The 19,024-nt window shown below is 39.0% G+C and carries 14 protein-coding genes and 1 pseudogene; 2 read left to right on the top strand and 13 right to left on the bottom strand.

Annotated features, from left to right (window positions below; genetic code table 11):
• Positions 1-128: 128 nt before the first annotated feature.
• Positions 129-899: pseudogene (locus M3212_RS19180) on the top strand (AAA family ATPase); the annotation flags it as partial.
• Between the two features lie 163 nt (positions 900-1,062).
• On the top strand, positions 1,063-1,446 hold the full coding sequence (locus tag M3212_RS19175) for a hypothetical protein (protein ID WP_251195564.1): 384 nt from the start codon (positions 1,063-1,065) through the stop codon (positions 1,444-1,446).
• Between the two features lie 168 nt (positions 1,447-1,614).
• Here M3212_RS19175 and M3212_RS19170 read toward each other — a convergent pair whose 3' ends face one another.
• The 13 genes from M3212_RS19170 to M3212_RS19110 form a co-directional block, all read right to left on the bottom strand.
• Positions 1,615-2,085 carry a (2Fe-2S)-binding protein gene (locus M3212_RS19170; RefSeq protein ID WP_251195563.1) on the bottom strand — a complete coding sequence of 157 codons (471 nt, stop codon included), beginning with the start codon at positions 2,083-2,085 and terminating at the stop codon, positions 1,615-1,617.
• The gene (locus M3212_RS19165; protein ID WP_251195562.1) at positions 2,086-2,961 is read right to left on the bottom strand and encodes an FAD binding domain-containing protein; all 876 of its coding nucleotides are present in this window, start codon (positions 2,959-2,961) and stop codon (positions 2,086-2,088) included.
• A 19-nt stretch (positions 2,962-2,980) separates the two neighbouring features.
• Positions 2,981-5,392, bottom strand: coding sequence for a xanthine dehydrogenase family protein molybdopterin-binding subunit (locus M3212_RS19160; RefSeq protein WP_251195561.1), 2,412 nt, complete (start codon positions 5,390-5,392; stop codon positions 2,981-2,983).
• The gene (locus tag M3212_RS19155; protein WP_349774210.1) at positions 5,349-5,969 is read right to left on the bottom strand and encodes a nucleotidyltransferase family protein; all 621 of its coding nucleotides are present in this window, start codon (positions 5,967-5,969) and stop codon (positions 5,349-5,351) included. The genes M3212_RS19160 and M3212_RS19155 overlap by 44 nt, the downstream gene beginning before the upstream one ends.
• A gap of 20 nt (positions 5,970-5,989) precedes the next feature.
• Positions 5,990-7,096, bottom strand: a complete 1,107-nt coding sequence (locus M3212_RS19150; RefSeq protein WP_251195559.1) for an XdhC family protein — start codon at positions 7,094-7,096, stop codon at positions 5,990-5,992.
• Between the two features lie 144 nt (positions 7,097-7,240).
• Positions 7,241-8,536, bottom strand: a complete 1,296-nt coding sequence (locus M3212_RS19145) for a benzoate/H(+) symporter BenE family transporter (protein ID WP_251195558.1) — start codon at positions 8,534-8,536, stop codon at positions 7,241-7,243.
• Between the two features lie 290 nt (positions 8,537-8,826).
• On the bottom strand, positions 8,827-9,597 hold the full coding sequence (locus M3212_RS19140; RefSeq protein WP_144449798.1) for a helix-turn-helix transcriptional regulator: 771 nt from the start codon (positions 9,595-9,597) through the stop codon (positions 8,827-8,829).
• Between the two features lie 213 nt (positions 9,598-9,810).
• Positions 9,811-10,602, bottom strand: a complete 792-nt coding sequence (locus M3212_RS19135; protein WP_144449797.1) for an enoyl-CoA hydratase/isomerase family protein — start codon at positions 10,600-10,602, stop codon at positions 9,811-9,813.
• A 23-nt stretch (positions 10,603-10,625) separates the two neighbouring features.
• Positions 10,626-12,179, bottom strand: coding sequence for a class I adenylate-forming enzyme family protein (locus tag M3212_RS19130; protein ID WP_251195557.1), 1,554 nt, complete (start codon positions 12,177-12,179; stop codon positions 10,626-10,628).
• Between the two features lie 32 nt (positions 12,180-12,211).
• A complete protein-coding gene (locus tag M3212_RS19125; protein ID WP_251195556.1) occupies positions 12,212-12,667 on the bottom strand; it encodes an SRPBCC family protein in 456 nt (151 codons plus the stop codon).
• Positions 12,668-12,895: 228 nt separating this feature from the next.
• Positions 12,896-14,371, bottom strand: coding sequence for an aldehyde dehydrogenase family protein (locus M3212_RS19120; RefSeq protein ID WP_251195555.1), 1,476 nt, complete (start codon positions 14,369-14,371; stop codon positions 12,896-12,898).
• 21 nt (positions 14,372-14,392) lie between these two features.
• Positions 14,393-15,490 (bottom strand): NAD(P)-dependent alcohol dehydrogenase, encoded by a 1,098-nt coding sequence (locus M3212_RS19115; protein ID WP_251195554.1) that lies wholly within the window; start codon positions 15,488-15,490, stop codon positions 14,393-14,395.
• A gap of 178 nt (positions 15,491-15,668) precedes the next feature.
• Positions 15,669-18,860 carry an SNF2 helicase associated domain-containing protein gene (locus M3212_RS19110; protein ID WP_251195553.1) on the bottom strand — a complete coding sequence of 1,064 codons (3,192 nt, stop codon included), beginning with the start codon at positions 18,858-18,860 and terminating at the stop codon, positions 15,669-15,671.
• Between the last annotated feature and the right edge of the window lie 164 nt (positions 18,861-19,024).

Raw genomic sequence — 19,024 nt, 5'->3', positions numbered from 1 at the left:
TATCAAGTAGATTTGTAAAATGAAGGGGGAGCAAAGGATTGCTTCCCCTTCATTTTGGACAGTGAATCCGTCAGTTTTAGGACAATTAGCGCCGTCAAGATCCAGACATTGTAGAACGTCATTAACACTTCTTATTTGTCGGACCAACTGGTGTCGGAAAAACAGAATTAACGAAAACATTAGCCGAAGAAATGTTTGGCTCAAAAGACGCAATGATTCGTCTTGATATGAGTGAATATATGGAGAAACACGCCGTCTCAAAATTAATTGGTTCTCCTCCTGGCTATGTCGGTCATGATGAAGCAGGACAATTGACGGAGAAAGTGCGTCGTAATCCTTATTCAATCATCTTACTTGATGAAATCGAAAAGGCACATCCAGACGTTCAACATATGTTCTTGCAAATTTTAGAGGACGGTCGTCTAACTGACAGCCAAGGACGCACAGTAAGCTTTAAAGACACTGTTATTATTATGACAAGTAATGCAGGCGTCGGCCAGAAGAAAAAGACAGTTGGATTCGAGGAAGAAAATGAAGGAACACAACCATCATCTGTGCTTGACTCCCTCTCTTCTTACTTTAAGCCTGAATTCTTGAACCGCTTTGATGCGATTATTGAATTCAATCACTTAGAAAAAGACAGCCTAATCAAAATTGTTGACATAATGCTTAACGATTTACAAGAAACATTAGCAGAGCAAAACATTACAATGACTGTTTCACAAGAAGCGAAAGAAAAATTAGCCGAACTTGGCTATCACCCAGCTTTTGGTGCACGTCCGCTTCGCCGCGTGATTCAAGAACAACTTGAAGACCGCGTAACAGATTTGATTTTAGATCAAGAAGAAGTGACGTCAGTAAACGTCATTGTTGAAAATGATGAGATTGTTGTCAGATAATTATGAGGAGGACCGAGCGATGATTGCTCGGTCTTTTTTTTATTTTAAAGGCTCTTTCACTATTTTTATCTAGAAATTTTAGGCACTGGCCCTGTCACTCCGTGTTTTTATACATAAGGTATAAGGTGTTTATCCCTATAAAAAATGTAAAGGAGTGCACCTGATGAACCCGCAATATTTCTATCAAGGCTATGTACCGCAACAAATTGACTATTCCATGTATGATCATTATTATCCGTATGTCCAACAGGAACATCTGCAGCAGCAACCAGAACAAGAGGAGTTTATGAGACAGCCATCTCAATCTCTTGAACGAAGAGTAACTCAACTCGAAAGACAAAATGAGCGCCAAACAGCAGAGCTCACTCGTCAAAATCAAGAAATCAGACGAATTAATGAAGAAATCAACCGAATTAATCAGGAGATTATTAGACTGAACCGAAATGATGAACTTCATACAGGACGATTGAATCGTTTAAATCGTAGACTCCGCCAAGTAGAAAATAGATTAGGTATCCCATTTTCAGGGGCAGAGGATGGATTTTAATAGAAAGTAACACCCTCATGGCTGCTTCCAAAAGAATGTATACTACCTTTTGGGAGTCAGCCTATTTTCTGTTTTTCCAATCAAGACATTCATAAAAAAGGCGTCAGTTCTATTAGTAGCATTTTCCTACTACAAGAACGAACGCTTTTTTATGATACGACTAACCCTTCACCCACGATCCTTCGCTGTTTGCTCAATCGCTTTAATAATGCCGTCATAACCAGTACATCTACATAAATGTCCTGATAGCATGTCTTTGATGTCTTCAGTAGAAGGTTGTTCATTTTGCTCAAGAAACTCTTTTGTGGACATGAGAATTCCTGCCGTACAAAAGCCGCATTGGAGACCATGATGTTTAATGAAATTTTCTTGGAGGTCAGTTAGTTCTTCCCCTTGTTTTAGTCCCTCAACGGTAGTAAGTTCGGCTCCGTCAACTTGAACAGCAAACATCAAGCAGCTTCTTACAGCAGTTCCATTAACCATCACTGTACATGCCCCGCATACGCCGTGCTCACAGCCAACATGTGTACCTGTTAAGCCGCAAGTCTCACGAATAAAGTCACTGAGAAGCATGCGAGGTTCAGCTTCTTCATGATAAACGTCTTCATTTATCGTTACTTGAATTTTTTGGCGTTCCATTTATATGACCCCCTTTGCCTTCGAGTACGCTTCATTAATCACTCGTTTTGTTAAGATTTTAGCCAAATGTGTGCGATACTCGGCCGAGGCATGCAGATCAGATTCTGGATCGATTACATCTACGACAGCTTCTGTTATTTGCTCTAAGAGAGAGTCTGTCACCTTTTCTCCTCGGAAAATCTCCTCAGCTTCTTCTACTAATAATGGTATTGCCTCAACTCCACCGAGTGTTAAACGAATTGATTCAATGTTTTCGTTATCATCTATCGTCATCACACAGGCTGCTGCAACTATGCCAAAATCACCATGCCGTCTCGCTATTTCAGCAAAAGCATATCCAACTCTACCATCCATGATCGGAATTTGGATCTCCGTTAGAATTTCATTAGGCATCATATCCGTAGTTAAGTACGTAATGAAAAAGTCTTCTGCTTCGACAACTCTCACTTCATCACTCGATGATATGTGTAACGTCCCTTTTAGGGCTAGCAAAGCAAGTGGTAACTCTGCAGTAGGGTCAGCATGGACAAGGCTTCCACCAATCGTTCCTCTGTTTCTTGTTTGAACATGGCCAATGTGCGGAATAGAGTCAGCCAATAATCCACAATGTTCACGAATAATGTCTGATGTTTCGACGATCCTTTGTCTTGTTAACGCTCCAATTTTGATCATACTATCTTCTTTCTTAATATAATGTAAGTCTTCTAGATTATTAATATCAATTAAGGCCTCAGGTGTTGCTAGTCGCATGTTCATAATTGGCACGAGACTTTGTCCACCAGCAATAATCTTCCCGTTCTCTCCTAACTCTTCTAACAAACTCAATGCTTCATTTAATGTATTGGGCTTATAATAGTCAAACTTTGCGGGTTTCATTCACACTCCTCCCCCTTCCTCATTTCGTTTCCTTGACCTGCTCTAGCAGTTGATAGATTTTATTTGGCGTTAGCGGTAATCGATCAATCATGATGTTATATGGTTTTAATGCATCACTGACGGCATTTGCGATGACAACAGGTGCACTCATTGTGTTCCCTTCACCTAACCCTTTTGCGCCAAGTGGTGTAATTGGTGATGGCGTTTCAATATGTTTAATCGTTACTGGAGGCATTTCTGGTGCAGTTGGGCATAAATAATCCATAAATGATCCCGTTAAAAATTGCCCTTTTTGATCATAAGCAAGCTCTTCATACAAGGCTCCACCAAGCCCGTGCGCTAATCCACCAAATATTTGACCATCTACGATTAAAGGATTCAATAGTTTTCCTGCATCATGGACAGTCACATAATCGATAATGTTAATTTCATACGTATCTGGGTCAATTTCTACTGTCACCATATCAGCTACAAACCCATACGTAACCGATGAATTGATTAAATCATTTTCATCTGGCGGCTCAGCGATTTTAGCTGTATAGTAGTATGTTTCATAGATTCCTGGCTCTAGTCCTTCTGGAAGTGCAAGTGGATTCCAATGAGACAGTCCAGCAATTCGTTTTACCGATACTTTTTTAGTAGCATCATGTTTAACAACAAAATGGCCATCTATTAGTTCTACGTCGTTTTCAGCTACACTAAACTGGTGGGCTGCAACCTTAAACAATTTATCGCGCACTTTATGAGCAGCATAAAATACGGCACTTGAGCCGAGTGAAGCAAAACGACTCGAATAGCTCCCAGAGGCAATCGACCATGCACTCGTTGACGTATCAAGTTCAGCTACAACGTTAATCTGCTCTCTTGGAATATTTAACACATCAGCTACAATTTGAGCTGCTACTGTTTCATGTCCTTGCCCTGATGGTGTTGTGCTAATTCTGACATTTACACTTCCAAGTGGGTCCATCGAAATCGTGGCTGCTTCAGCACAGCCTGATTTAGGCAGTGACTTGGCTCTTTCTTCTGGCGTTAATGCAATCGTAATGTATCCCATATTTGACCCAGATGGTTCGACAATACAGGCGAGACCTACACCAAATAACTTCCCCTTCTCACGGGCTTTCTTTTGTTTTTCTTTAAACTGTTCGTACATCCCCGTATCTAATACTAATTCGAATGCTTTTTCATAATCACCACTGTCATACACGCCACCTGAAGCCGTTGTATAGGGAAACTGCTCTTTCTTCACTAAGTTTCTTCTAATCACATCAGCATGATCGATTCCAAGTTCAACCGCGACGATTTGCATGATTCGCTCTAAAGGAAAGTAAAGCTCTTGCCCACCATAGCCTCGAATTAAACCAGTTGGTGATTTATTGGTCATAATTGCGTACGCATCAATTGCTAAGTTCGGAATATCATATGCACCAGTAGAATTCGCATGCGTGCGGTATAAACAAGCTGGTTCTGGCGCTCGAATATATGCACCCACATTATCAATTAATTTCATTTTGCATCCTAAAACTTTTCCATCATTTTGAACAGCCATTTCAATATAGGTCACCCTGTCTGTTCCACTTGAACTTGAAGAAAGATGCTCCTGCCTGTCTTCAATCCATTTAACAGGGCAACCAGCTAGTTTACTCGCAATCGCACAAAGTACAATATATGGAAAAATTCCCGCTTTGATTCCGTAGCTTCCTCCAATATCTTTTGGCACAATGATACGTAATCGATTACTCGGAATTTGTAAGGCTTGTGCCATAACCGCTTGAATAATGAATGGCCCGTGAAAATTAGCATGAACCGTATATTGATCCATCCCTTCGTCATAATTGGCGACGACTCCATACGTTTCAACTGGAGTAGCTGAATATTTAGGGAAATGAAATTTGTGCTTAATGATTCGATCCGCTTCCTCAAACGCTTTATCGACTTCACCGTAATGGAATGTACGGTGATTGGCGATATTATTTCCGATATTTTCATGCAAAACAGGTGCATCTGCTTCTAATGAATATTCAATATCGACCACTGGCTTAAGTGCTTCATAGGTCACTTTCACAAAGTCCATCGCATCTTCAGCAATGTAACGATCTTTTGCAACAATAATTGCGACTGGCTCACCTACATAACGGACTTTATCAATGGCGAGCGGATAATATTTGACAGGCGCACTTACCCCAACGCCAAATGGCTTGAGATACGGTTCAATATCCTTACCTGTAATGACTTTTTTGACACCTTGGATTTCCTCTGCTTTTGATGCATCAATGGACATAATCTTTGCGTGAGGATACGGACTGCGTAAAATAGCCGCATGTGCCGTATTTGCCGTGACAGCTATATCATCTATATAGGTCCCTTTTCCTGTAAGCAATCGTTTATCTTCTACTCTTGTAACGGGCTGACCGATTGATTGATTCATGAGAACCCTCCTTTTCCATTACGCTTCTATAATCCTCAATCGTATCGATATCCGGAATCGGCTCTTTCTCCATTTCGATATACTTCATTTTTTCTTTATATTGTTTCAAAATATTCTTTGCACCTATATCTCCTTCAATCTCATAAAGGAGTGGCATAATCGTTCTATCAAACAAGACTGGATGACCAGGCTTCCCAAAATAAGTAGCTTGAAGAATCGGGACGTGTTTTTGTTCTTTGTAGCCTGCTAGAACTCTGTTTATTTCTCCACTTGTCATCCCAGGTTGATCTCCAAGGAGAAACATGATGCCATCGACATGATCTGGTATTTGCGCTAACCCTTTTTTAATTGAGATTGCCATACCTAACTGAGATTCTTCATGCAAAACGATATGATCGACTCCGTGGTTTTGTACTTCTTGAAGTAAACCGTCTACTTTTGCATTGATGACGATGATAAAATTATCTAAATTAGAATGCTTAACTTGTTGAATCACTTGACTAATGAGTGATTCATTTTTATATGGTAATAAAAGTTTTGGCGACCCCATTCTTTTTGAGTTCCCTGCCGCTAAAATAATCCCCCATACTTCTTTTTTTACATTTGATATAAGAGATCACGCTCCCCTTTTAGCCTTAATCCTTTCTCTGTATCTTTTAAGTGCGCAGCCGATGCATGACGGTAAACGGCAATTAATTCCGATACGATACTAAAGGCGATTTCCTCTGGTGTCTTTGCCCCAATATTTAACCCAATTGGACTATGGATTCGATCCATACGCAGCTGTTGTACCGATTTCATTGTGAGAATCGATTCTAATAATTGCACCGCTCTCTTCTTAGGACCCAATAACCCAATATAAGGAACGTTGGTTTTGAGGAGGTGTTTAAGCACCATTTGATCTTGTAAAAAATGATGACTCATAATGACAGTAAATGTATTTTCATTTAGCACCACATTTGCCATCGTTCCTGGTGGTGAACATATGAGTTGATCTGCCAAAGGGAAATTTTCTTCCGTGACAAATCCAGGACGATGATCAATTACCGTAACATGCCAACCAATTTGTTTCACCGCTTGTACGAGCGGCACCGCATCTGGTCCCGCTCCAAAAATGATTAATGCTGGAGGTGGTGCTACTTCTTCAATAAAAAGCTTCATCTTTCCATCACTTACTAATCCCAGCTTCTTTCCTTCCTCGACCTGTAAGTTCTTTTTACTAAATAATGAAGAAACGTTCTCTTCCTTAAAACTTTTTGAAGAAACGATCCATTTCTCACCTATTAATGTTGAATCATTCGCATCAACAATTGTTGTAACGACATGAGGATTTGTAACCGCATACATTTTTTCGATCACTTTGCTATTCGGATCATGACCACTTGAATGATAAGGCTCTAAAAAAATCTCCATTGAACCGTTACATCCTACACCAAGCCCCCATAATTCATCACCATTATCTCGAAGATCATACTGCAGGCATTTTGTTTCACCGCTATCGATAATTTGTTTTCCGTGTTCAATAATATCGTTTTCTACACATCCACCACTCAGGAGTCCAGTTAATTTACCATCCTCAGCAAGAAAGCATTTCGTACCTGCTTTTTGATAAGTAGAGCCTTCTACAGAAATGATCGTAGCAAGAACCCCTTTTAAGCCTAGCTGCTTGCACCTGTCAATTTCTTTTGAAATCGCAATGTTCAAGTCAATCCCCCCTTAGCAGGATCTTATCTTTTACTATTCTATTTTCATCGTAGTAAAAATCCGTTCATATATGTTTTAAAATTTCACTTTCACCCTTATAAATTATTATTTAGAATAGTAAGTTAAAATTTAGCGCAAATATGTTTAAGAATTCACTACTTCCTTCTCTTCTGGCAATTCTGAGTTCACAGTAACTACTTTCATTAATGACTTAAAATCATTTCTTTCGACAATAAATGAGACAGTGACCCCAACAACTAACGCCCAGAATGGCGCACTAATTTGAAAAAGAGTGATCCCTGACAACCCGATGGCAAGTGCACAAAACGCCCCGACTTGAAATCTTTTTTCAGAAAAGGCACCTTGAAGTGCATTAATTAATACGGCAATCATCGCAAGCCCCGCAACAGCTGAAATAAGTGCGCCCGGAAGCCCCAATAAAATAGGAACAGCAATACCTGCAAATAATCCAAAGGAAGCAAACAATACTCCGTCTACAATCGTTGCAGCATAACGCCCTTCCTTCTTACCTGCACTTTCTGAAGCACATAAAGCTGTCATCGGCCCTGCAATATTTGCATTATGCCCACCAAAGAATGAAGTGAGAATTCCACCTATACCAGATAGCGTAGTCATAAAATTAACAGGTGGCTTATATTTTTGAGCCAATAATGCCCCAGTAGCCTGAGCATTTTCGGCCCCAATAACAAGAATAGCTAATGGTATTGAAATCGAGAAAAAGGCGTCGAGAGTAAATACAGGAACGACCAATGCAGGCAACGCTAATCCTATCTCCACAGACTGTGTTTGAAATAATCCCATCCCAAAAGCGACAGCCATTCCAACAATAAGAGCACCTAGGATAGGAGGAAATTTAGCTCTGATACCATATAACACAAAAAACGTTACGACTGTTAATCCCACCACAATTGGAAGCTGCTCTACAGAATCAACAATACCTAATGCAAAACGAAACATCGAACCAGCAATCATTGCTAAAATGATTGGCAGCGGAATAAATTTCATGATTTTTCCTATTGATTTTGTTACCCCTAGAATCAGCACTAAAATCCCTGCCATCAAATATGCACCTGCTGCTTCATTAAGTGAGAATAAGGTTAGAGCTGATGCCATTAAAATCGCCCCTGGAATCGAGTATGCACCGTTAATCGGCATTTTGTAATGAAGTGCCAGTAAGATACTAAATATACCTCCAACAAAATAAACCGCAAATAACCATGATACCGTCTGTTCCATTGTTAGGCCACCAGCCTCGGCAGCCCCAATAATAATCATTGCTGGGCCTGTCATGCCAAAAATAGCCGCAATCGTACCCGTTGTGATCGTCTGACTGTTTAAATGTTTCGGGAAGTCTTTTAACCCTGATTTTATGCCTGGTGCTTGAACTTCATCGAATCGATTCCTACCTTTTTCGTTCATTTCACTCACTCCATTCTCTCGTCATTTTGAAATGATTTTGCAAAAACCAAGAATTCTGCAGCTATGGAACCTTATTAACAAATTGACATAAATCATCATCCTCTTTCTACAAATATAAATTTCAGAAAATTTAGTCTTATTTCTTATTCTTTTATACTAGTTGTTTTTTTACTTCGCGAGTTTTAAATTTCGATTTTACTATTTTTAAATATTTTCTCGTTACCATTACATTGCTCTATTTTCGCAAAAGAAAGGAGAGAGCCTCAACGTTAGACTCTCTCCTCATCACACTACCCTATTCCTTTTTTATTTCGTTTCCAATAAAATTTTTCCCGGTATTCAGTTGGAGTTCTACCCTCTATTCGTTTAAATGTTGTCGCAAAATAGCCAGAATTTTTAAATCCTGTATTGTTTGCAATGACATCAATAGGTAAAGAAGACATTCGCAGCATCCCCTTCGCTTTTTGTACACGTATCGAGGCGAGATATTCAACAAACGTCGTATTTGTTTCTTCTTTAAATAACTTACTAAAATAGGACGGACTTAAATAAACAAGATCCGCAAGATGTTTTAAAGTTAATGGCTCATTGTAATGTAATTGAATATAGTGAATCGCACTTTCAATTGGCTTGCGCAAATCATTTGAAAACTCTTCTGTTTGTCTAATCGCTTGATTGACCTCCTTACTTAATGAAGGATCTAATATTCTTTCAAACGTGTTTAGGAGAACATCGCGAAGGAGCGGCTTTAAGAGGTAGGCAGCAAATCCAGCATTGATCGCTTCCTGAGCTAGTTCAAACATTTTTATTTGAGTCACGACGATAATCGGTAAATCAGGATATAGCTCTAACGCCATTCGACCGAAATCTAAACCGTCCATATCAGGCAAAGATAAATCTAAAATGAGCGCACTTGGCTGAGACTGTTTGAGTAATGTCAACCCTCTTTGGGCAAAGCTAGATTCATAAATAGAAAGAAAATTATATTGGCTGGTTTCCACTAGAGAACGAATTTCATTACGAGTCTCTTTATCTGAATCGACAATCAACAACTCAGCCACAAAAATCCCTCCCTTAAAAGTTGGTTAGTTTCTAGTTGGAAAGAAAAAAATTTAGGCTTATTCATAGCATAGACTTATGAAAGTTTCCTAAACAAGAAAACGCTTACATTATTATCCATTAAAAATATGTGATAATTAGTAAGGAGCAGGTATTTCTAATAAAGATATTATACATACCATGTAAAAATACCTGCTCCATTTATCTAAAATTAATTATTTTCCTGTGAATTTAGGCTTGCGTTTTTCGACAAAGGCATCAACACCTTCTTTAAAGTCTTCTGTCGTCCGTAACAAGCCATATGCTTTCCCTTCTACTTGAATCCCAACACTTAATGGACTTTCTTCTGCTGCATTTAGCACTTCTTTTGCAACTTTTTGCGCTATTGGTGAGAATTGGACAAGCTCCTCTACCAATGAATCTACTGATTGCTGTAGCTCACTTTTGGCCACGACTTTCGTAAGTAATCCCCATTGATACGCTTCATCAGCTGGAATTTTTCGAGCTCTCATAATCATATCCTTCGCTCTTGTTAATCCAGCAATTTTAGCAATACGTTGCGTTCCTCCACTTCCAGGAATCATACCAAGGTTCATTTCAGGAAGCCCTAACAATGTGTCTTCAGCCGCAATCCTAAAATCACAGGCCATAGCAAGCTCTAAACCAACACCAAATGTATAGCCTTGTAATTGCGCTATCACTGGCTTTGGTGAGCGTTCTGGGGCGGCGACATTTTCAGCTAAATGAGATAATTTTTCTTGATGTGTAGCCATGAATTCAGGAATGCTGCCTCCTGCACTGAATGCTTTGTCTCCTTCTCCTTTTAAAATAATCACTCGTACTTCCTCGTCCTTATTTAACCCATCAAAGATTTCCGTGATCTGATCTCTCGCAAGCATACTAATATAGTTCATTTTTTCTGGACGATCAAAAATAATCGTTGCCGTCTGCTTTTCTACATTTTTTTCTACTCGAATATGATCGTATGTTTGATTGATTACTGACATGATTATCAACTTCCTTCTCTATGTTATTTGATAACTTCCTTTTCATATACTTCAAATTCCCCATTACGGAGCTTGCGACGAAGAATTTTGCCAACTGCACTTTTTGGAACTTCTTTTATAAATACATATTTGCGAGGACGTTTGAAATTCGTTAATGTAGCATCACTTTTACAAAATTCATCTAATTCCTGAATCGTCAATGTTGGATCTTTCGGAACAATGTAAGCGGTAACAATTTGACCCCAACGCTCATCCAGCTCGCCAATAATGACAACCTCATCAACCTTTGGATGCAATGAGAGCGTATCTTCTACTTCAATTGGATGAATATTTTCTCCACCTGATATAATCATATCGTCAACTCGACCTACGACAAACAAGTCCCCATCATCATCCTGTACACCTAAGTCACCAGTAAAATACCAACCATCTCTGATCGCCTTTTGGGTCGCATCAGGACGATTCCAATATCCTTTAAAGGCTTCATTCGAATTTAAATTGACAATTATTTCTCCAACTTCACCTTTTCTCACGATGTCTTTTGGAGTGGAATGCCCATCAGGATCAGGAACAACTAAGTTAACCTGTTCATGAATACCCGCCTTCCCTGCACTTCCTGGTTTATCAGGCACATGTGGGCAAATGGTAAATGTATATATTTCTGTACTTCCGTAGTGATTCACAAACACAGCTGGATTTAGTTTATCAATGCACTTTTGTACTAAATCTGTCGTCATTGGGGCTCCTGCATAACCGATTTTCTTTAATGATGTCAGATCATATTTATCAAAGTTTTTATGACTTAAGATGTCATGATATAAAGTAGGAATTAAATAAAGAGAGCTGATCTTTTCTTTACTTAGTATTTTCAGAGCGGCTTCTGCATCAAAATCTGGTAATATAGCAAATTTCCCATTTAAGAGAACCATTGAAATTAATGAGCGAATCCCCATCGTATGGTAGAGAGGCATCGTCCCTAGCGTACTTTCTCCTAAAACATATTGGTTTTGAATGATATGTGCCATCGCTGCTGAATACTCATTTTTATGACTTCTGGGTACTCCCTTAGGTCTTCCAGTTGTTCCTGATGTATAGAGCATAATCGAAATGTCATTTTCATTAATCTGACATTCTTGAAAAGAACCAGGACTTCGATTGATTAGCTCAGAATAATAGATATCTACGCCAACAACACCATCTATGCCAATTAAGATCGGCTTACTGATGAACTCAGCTCCGAGCACAGCATTTTGACTCGCATTTTCATAGATCACAACTTTCGCTTCTGCATCGTTTACACAATACTCAACTTCTTTTGCTGATAGGCGATAATTAATCGGTGTGTAAATGGCACCAAGCTTTTGCAGTGCCCAATAGACAACATAGTTTTCAACTCTATTTTTTAAAATCACAACTACCCTGTCATTTTTCACTACACCAATTCTTTGCAATGAAGCAGCAACCTTTAACACTTTGTCGTTTAGTTGGGCATAACTTAATTGCTGATTTTCTTGGACGACTGCAATTCTATTCGGATATCGATTCACAGAAACATCTAATGCCATCCCGAGATTCATTTCCTCACTCCTTTCTATACGTTAGTCATCCATTAACGATGAGCTTCAGATTTATCCAATTCTTTAGCGAATTTCTTGAAAAAATCTTTAATAATTAATTTAGCTACCCCACCAAGCATTCGTTGACCGACCATGGCGACTTTACCACCGACTTCAGCTTCATACGAGTAGCTAAGAACGGTCGTCTGCTCATCTTGCTCTGTTAATTCAATGTTTGCCGTAGCCTCGACATTGCCTGGTCCACCCTCACCTTTGACAATCAAGGTGTAACGTTCAGGCTTTTCGACATTCGTAATTTTGATAATGGAAGTATACTGTCCTTTTACAGCTGCAATGCCAACTGAAAGATCAGCGTGGTACGTATTTTCATCAACAAGCTCTAGTTTCTTACAACCCATGATACATCTTTCTAAAACATCTGGATCTAAAAGCACATTCCATGACTTTTCCTTATTAGCATCTAATTTCAAGCTTCCATTTCCATCCACCTGCAAACCCTCCTATCAATAAAATTTACCATAAAGTTAGTTTGAAAATTTTGATTTATCATAATTTAATCTTAGCAATAATCAAGCGCAATAGTTTTAAAATTATATTTAAACATTTCAAAATATTTCTTTCATTCTCAAACGATTGTGACCGTTGATTATGTAAATGCCCTAGCATGAATAAAAGAAATGGGGCCAGTCAATGTAGGCCCCTTCGTTATTCATCTATTATGAGAATGGATACTGGCGTGGATCATTTTGAACCGACATCCACTTAACTGTTGTGAATTCTTCAAGTGCTTCTTCGCCGCAATATCTACCAATTCCAGATAGTTTTTCACCGCCAAATGGCATGTTAGGTTCAACATTTACCGTTTGGTCATTGACATGAATCATTCCTGTTTCAATTTCATGAGCCACTTTGATGCCTCTCTCGAGCGATCCGGAAAAGACTGAACCACTTAAGCCAAAATTACTTGCATTCGCAATCCTGATTGCCTCTTCCTCACCATCAATTGGCATAATCGCAGCGACAGGACCAAATAACTCATTTTGAGCTACCGCCATATCATTTGTCACATTTGAGAGAACAAATGGGCTCATCAATTTCCCTTCTACTTTTCCTTCAATTTCAACCGTTGCACCCTCACTTACACTTTGTTCTACAAATTTCACGATTCGGTCAACTTGCTTTTCATTAATTAATGGGCCGATAATATTCCCATCTTCTGCTGGGTTTCCAACCTTAATGGTTGAAGTGACTTCTTTAAATTTCTCAACGAATGCTGGATAGATTTTACGGTCAACCATAATGCGATTGGCAGAAAGACATATCTGACCTTGGTGGAAGAATTTACCGAAGGCAGCTGCCGAGACGGCTTGATCGACATCTGCATCATCAAGCACAATCATGACATTATTGCCACCAAGTTCGAGTGCTACTTTTTTCAAATTTTGCCCAGCAACAGCACCAATTCGTTTTCCTGCAGCTGTTGACCCCGTAAATGAAATCACGCGCGGAATAGGGTGATCAACCATCGAATCACCAATCTCATTTACATCAGCAACAATGACATTGATCAATCCTTGTGGCAAACCAGCATCTTCAAAAATTTTAGCAATCATCAATCCACCTGTTATCGGTGTTTGAGAGTCTGCCTTTAACACAATACTATTACCAGTTGCAATTGCAGGTGCGACAACACGAATCGTTAAATAAAACGGCCAGTTCCAAGGAGTAATCGCTCCAATAACGCCAATTGGATTGCGATATACTCTATTTTCCTTTCCAGGGATAAGCGAAGAGTGAATCGTGCCCTCCATTTTAAATGGATATTTCGCAGCTTCTTTCGTATCACCAATGGAAGCGTCTACCTCAACATTTGCTTTCACGATCGAACTGCCACTTTCTTCTACTAACATTGTCACAATTTCTTGACGACGCTCTTCGATAAGCCCAGCCACCTTCTCTAATAGTGACGCTTTTTCATAAGCTGACACTTTCGCCCATTTTGCTTGAGCTTCTTTCGCCTTGTTATACGCTTCATCAATATCCGACTTATTTGCTAATTTAATTTCAGCGAGAACTTCCTCATTGTATGGATTTTTTACCGTTTCATATAGTGTACTTGAGCCCTCTTTCCAAACACCGCCGATAGGAAGCTTACTCCACTGAGGATATTTAACTGTTGATACTTTAGCCATACTCCCACTCCCTTTCAATTACTAACTAATTTTAAGAATTGGTTTAATCGTGACACCTGACTCTGAATCATCTGCCGCTTGATTAATTTGATCAAGAGTATAATATTTTACTAGCTTATCAAAAGGAAATTTTCCTTCTTTGTACAAGCCAATTAGTTGTGGGATGAAAATTTGCGGAATACTAGAACCTAATAATAACCCCGTCACTTTCTTTTCAAATAAAATGGTATTTACATCAAGACTCACTTCCGTTCCTAATGCAGGCGCCCCAATAATGACTGTTGTACCAAGCGTGGCAAGACTATCAACGGCTTGACGTAAAACCTCTGGTCGACTGGTCGTTTCGATTGTGTAATCAGCCCCACCTCCTGTAATCGCTTGAATTTCCTCAACAACATTGACATTCTTAGGGTTAATCGTATGAGTAGCCCCTAATTCTTTCGCAAACTCAAGTCTGCTTTCTTGAACATCCACGGCAATAATCGTCCCACAACTAGCGACTTTTGCTGCCATAATCGCGCTTAACCCAACTGATCCCGAACCAAATACGACAATACTTGATCCGATTTCTGGCTTAAGCTTATTCAAAACAGCTCCACTACCTGTTTGAATGCCGCATCCAAGAGGCCCTAATAATTCTAGCGGTACATCTTTGGGAACATTGACGACATTTCGTTCAGAAACAACAGCATATTCAGAAAAGCTTGCTTGCCCAAAGAAATTGGAAACGTCTGTCCCGTCTTCCTTATGAATTCTGCACGTTCCATCCTGCATCGTTCCTGTAAAGTTTAACTCATAAAAAGTTTGACAAGCATACGGTCTGCCCGTCATGCAGCTCTTACATGTTCCACAAGATGCAAAGGAAAGGACAACATGGTCACCTGGTACGACAGTTGTTACACCATCCCCAATTTTTTCAACAACACCCGATCCCTCATGCCCAAGAACGGCTGGGAGAGGAACAGGATAATATTGATCACGTACGATCAGATCAGTGTGACAAATCCCTACTCCTACAATACGAACGAGAACCTCTCCAGCCTTTGGTTCATCCACTTTCAATGATTCAATCTTAAACGGATCACCTTTTCCATTCGTAACGGCAGCTTTTGTTAACATTTAATCCCTCCTTTATGATAGCGCTTTCAAATTAGTGAATCTTGTTGACTTACTATTTATAATAAACTGAATATTTAACACGAGTTTTAAAATCTTATTTTTGTTATTTTGTTTTTTTATGTATGATAAAAACACCACCTCTTTTTTTATCTACGAGATGGTGTTATATCAACATCTGTTAAAACATCAATAATTCTTTGATTTCCTCAGCCGTTAATGAAGAAATCGTTTGTTCACCAGGCTGGATAACTGAATCAAACAGCGCTTTTTTCTTTTCATGCAGTGCTAGGATTTTCTCTTCGATTGTTCCGTTTGCAATCAACTTAATAACTTGGACATTTTTTGTTTGTCCAAAACGATATACCCGATCAGCTGCTTGCTCTTCAATCGCCGGGTTCCACCATGTGTCATAGAGAATAACCGTATCCCCTCCAGTTAAGTTAAGACCAGTCCCACCTGCTTTTAAGGAAATAAGGAAAAGATTATTCTCACCTTCATTAAATTGGTCAGCAAGCTTCACTCTCTCTGAAGATGGAGTTTGTCCATCAAGTGAGAAATATGACCATCCACGCTTGTCAAACTCTTCTTTGATTAATGCAAGCATGGATGTAAACTGCGAGAATATCACCATTCGTTGTCCTGCCGCTAGACCTTCTTCAACATATTCCATTAACCGTATGAGCTTTCCCGATTCAGCTTTATTGTCATCTGTCACGAGCTTTGGATGACAACATAACTGCCTAAGCTTCGTTAACCCCGCCAATATTTCAATTCGTTTCTTCTGAAATTGATTAGAAGAGATTGCATCATCAACATCTGATTTCAATTGCTTTACTTGAGCGAGATAATATTTTTTCTGTTCAGGTAATAAATCAGTGTATTGAACTGTCTCAATTTTATCTGGAAGCTCTGTTAAAACCTCTTTTTTAAGTCTTCTAATAATAAATGGTCGTATTCGTTTAGCAATATGTTCATTTGAAAGTTCATTGAATTGTTTCTTCGTACCAAGTAATCCAGGTAACACGGTTTCGATAAGGGAGAACAATTCCTCTAATCTATTTTCAATTGGAGTCCCACTTAAAGCAAAACGACTCGCAGCTTTTAATGAACGAACTGCTTTCGTCGTTTTGGCTTGATCATTTTTAATAGCCTGTGCTTCATCTAAAATCAGTGTTTGAAACATCATTTCAGCGTAAGCCGTGAAATCACGTTGAATCAATGGATACGACGTAATCCAAACATCTGCGTCATACGCTTGTCCACGAATATGATCTCTTTCTGCTTTATTACCTGCGACTACAGCGACTTTTAACATTGGTGCAAATCGCTTGATCTCTTTTTCCCAATTGTAGATGACTGATGCCGGTGCGATAATCATCGATTTATCTGTCTGTCCTTCTTCTTTTCCCGCCTGCAAGTGCGTAATCATCTGAAGAGTCTTTCCAAGTCCCATATCATCAGCTAAAATACCACCTAATCCAGCTTTTGATAGCGTATGGATCCAACGATAGCCAGTTTCTTGATACGTTCTTAAAGTCGCCTCTAGCTCTTTTGGCACAGCCCATTCACTGTATTCTGGAGAGGTGACATCTTGAATCAGACGATGCAATTTTTTTGAAAGTTTCGTCCCAGCTTTATTCTGATCCAAGGCAAATGCTTTATGAAGTGGTACCCTCATTTGTTGTCCTACTTCTTTTGCAGATCCTCCAAGAGAATCAACAGCTTTAGCAATTGAATGAAACTGCTCCTCTTCTAAATGAAGAAACGCACCATTTGATAAACGGTGGTATTTCTTTTTCTCATAAAGGGAACGAAGAACGCTCACGATTTCATCCTCCGATATCCCCTCAATTGAAAATGAAACATCAAGCCAGTTCGATTCTCCATCCACATCAATGGATACAGTTGGTGTAGATACTGGTTGAAACAATAGTTTACGGGCATCATTTGTTAAAAAGAGCTCAGCATAAGGCTGTAACTTTGGAAGCTGTTCATATAGAAAAACGACGATTTCCTCCATTTCAACTAAAACAAGCTTACTATCTTTAACCGTAAATAGAGATTGTTCAAGAAGATGCAAAATGAGCTGTTCTTTTTCAACTTCGCGCACTAAAATGGTCTCTGTTGATTCTTTTTTCTGTGCTGCAAAAGGATTTCGTTTTTCGTTCCCATATTGAAAAAGTAGTTCAAGCGTAAGTGCCTCTTCCTCAAAATCAATCTTCAGAGATGCTTTTAAAGGCTTTGAATCAACCTTTTCCTCTAAGCGTTCATCCATCTGAATGGATCCATATCGTGAGAGCTGAGGCAGGACTTGCGAACAAAATGATTCAAGCTGGTCCTTTGGCACGAAATCAATTGCTTCATTTGGTTCAATTTCATTCGATAAAATATCTAGAGCCTTTGCTTGCTCCTCATTTAGCTGGTAAATTGTATTATTTTTTAAAGCCACCCTATACTCTTCTTCAGCAAATAAAACTCCAGGTAACACATTCCCGTTAATTTCAACTATATCTTCTCTTTCAACAAGTGAGAACGAAAATAGCTCTTCATCGTTACTTAACGCTTGAATAGTAATTGGTTCCAAAGACTCTGGATACCCGTTAAACATCAGGGTAAAGGATTGCTTTTTTAATGCCTCTAACAGCGGTTGTAGATATACTGGTGGGACCTCTATATATCTCTTGTTTGGTCGGTATGAGTTTGTACGATATTCTTCAATAGAAAGCAGAATATATAATAAATCAAATACTTTTTGATCCCCGTCTAAAAAAAGATGCTCACTAGGACTAAAGGCAAATTTATTCGTGAAAATGTATGGTTCATTTCTCTTAACAGCTTTAAGGAATTCATACATATCCTTCACGACGTATAATCGACCTTCTCCCACTCGTAAACTTAATTGAAAACCATCGATCATGTGCTGATAGTATCCCCCGACACAATCTACTGTCAATTCAAATTGAACTTGCAGTGTTTCCTTCTCAAGTAACAGAGGTTGCTGCCAATTTTGAATCGATTGAAATTCATCTAAAAGAGAGCTTTTTTGTAACGAAACTCTTCTGTTATTTGGAAATGTGACTCCTCTTTCTTGCAACTCAAGCAATGTCGCGATGACATGTTTACATGCTCCCACATAGGAAAAAGCAGCCTCGCAGTCGCACATATAATCTATATGATCACTATCTTTCATTTTGATCTCAACATCATATAGATGAGTTCCATATACTTGTGCATTGTACGAGTTAAAAAGATTATTATAATAGAGATTGTCTACCTGGCCTTTTCTGTAATAGGATACTCCTCGTTTGTAAACGGCTTGACTTGAAGCAAGCCTCTCAATCATTTGTTCATTTAATTTTGTAATCGTCAAAATTCTCATTCCTTATCATAACAAATTCTTCATAGTAACATTATTATAACAATGATACAGATGTCTTCGATAGCTGTTTCGTTCTAACTGTAAAAGTTTCTAGCCACCAAATACAAAAACCGTTTGATTACACTACTAATAGTGACATTCAAACGGTTTTTGTA

This window comes from Halalkalibacter oceani (assembly GCF_023715705.1).
Classification (GTDB): domain Bacteria; phylum Bacillota; class Bacilli; order Bacillales; family Bacillaceae_D; genus Halalkalibacter; species Halalkalibacter oceani_A.
This window is presented reverse-complemented; position numbering and strand designations above follow the sequence as displayed.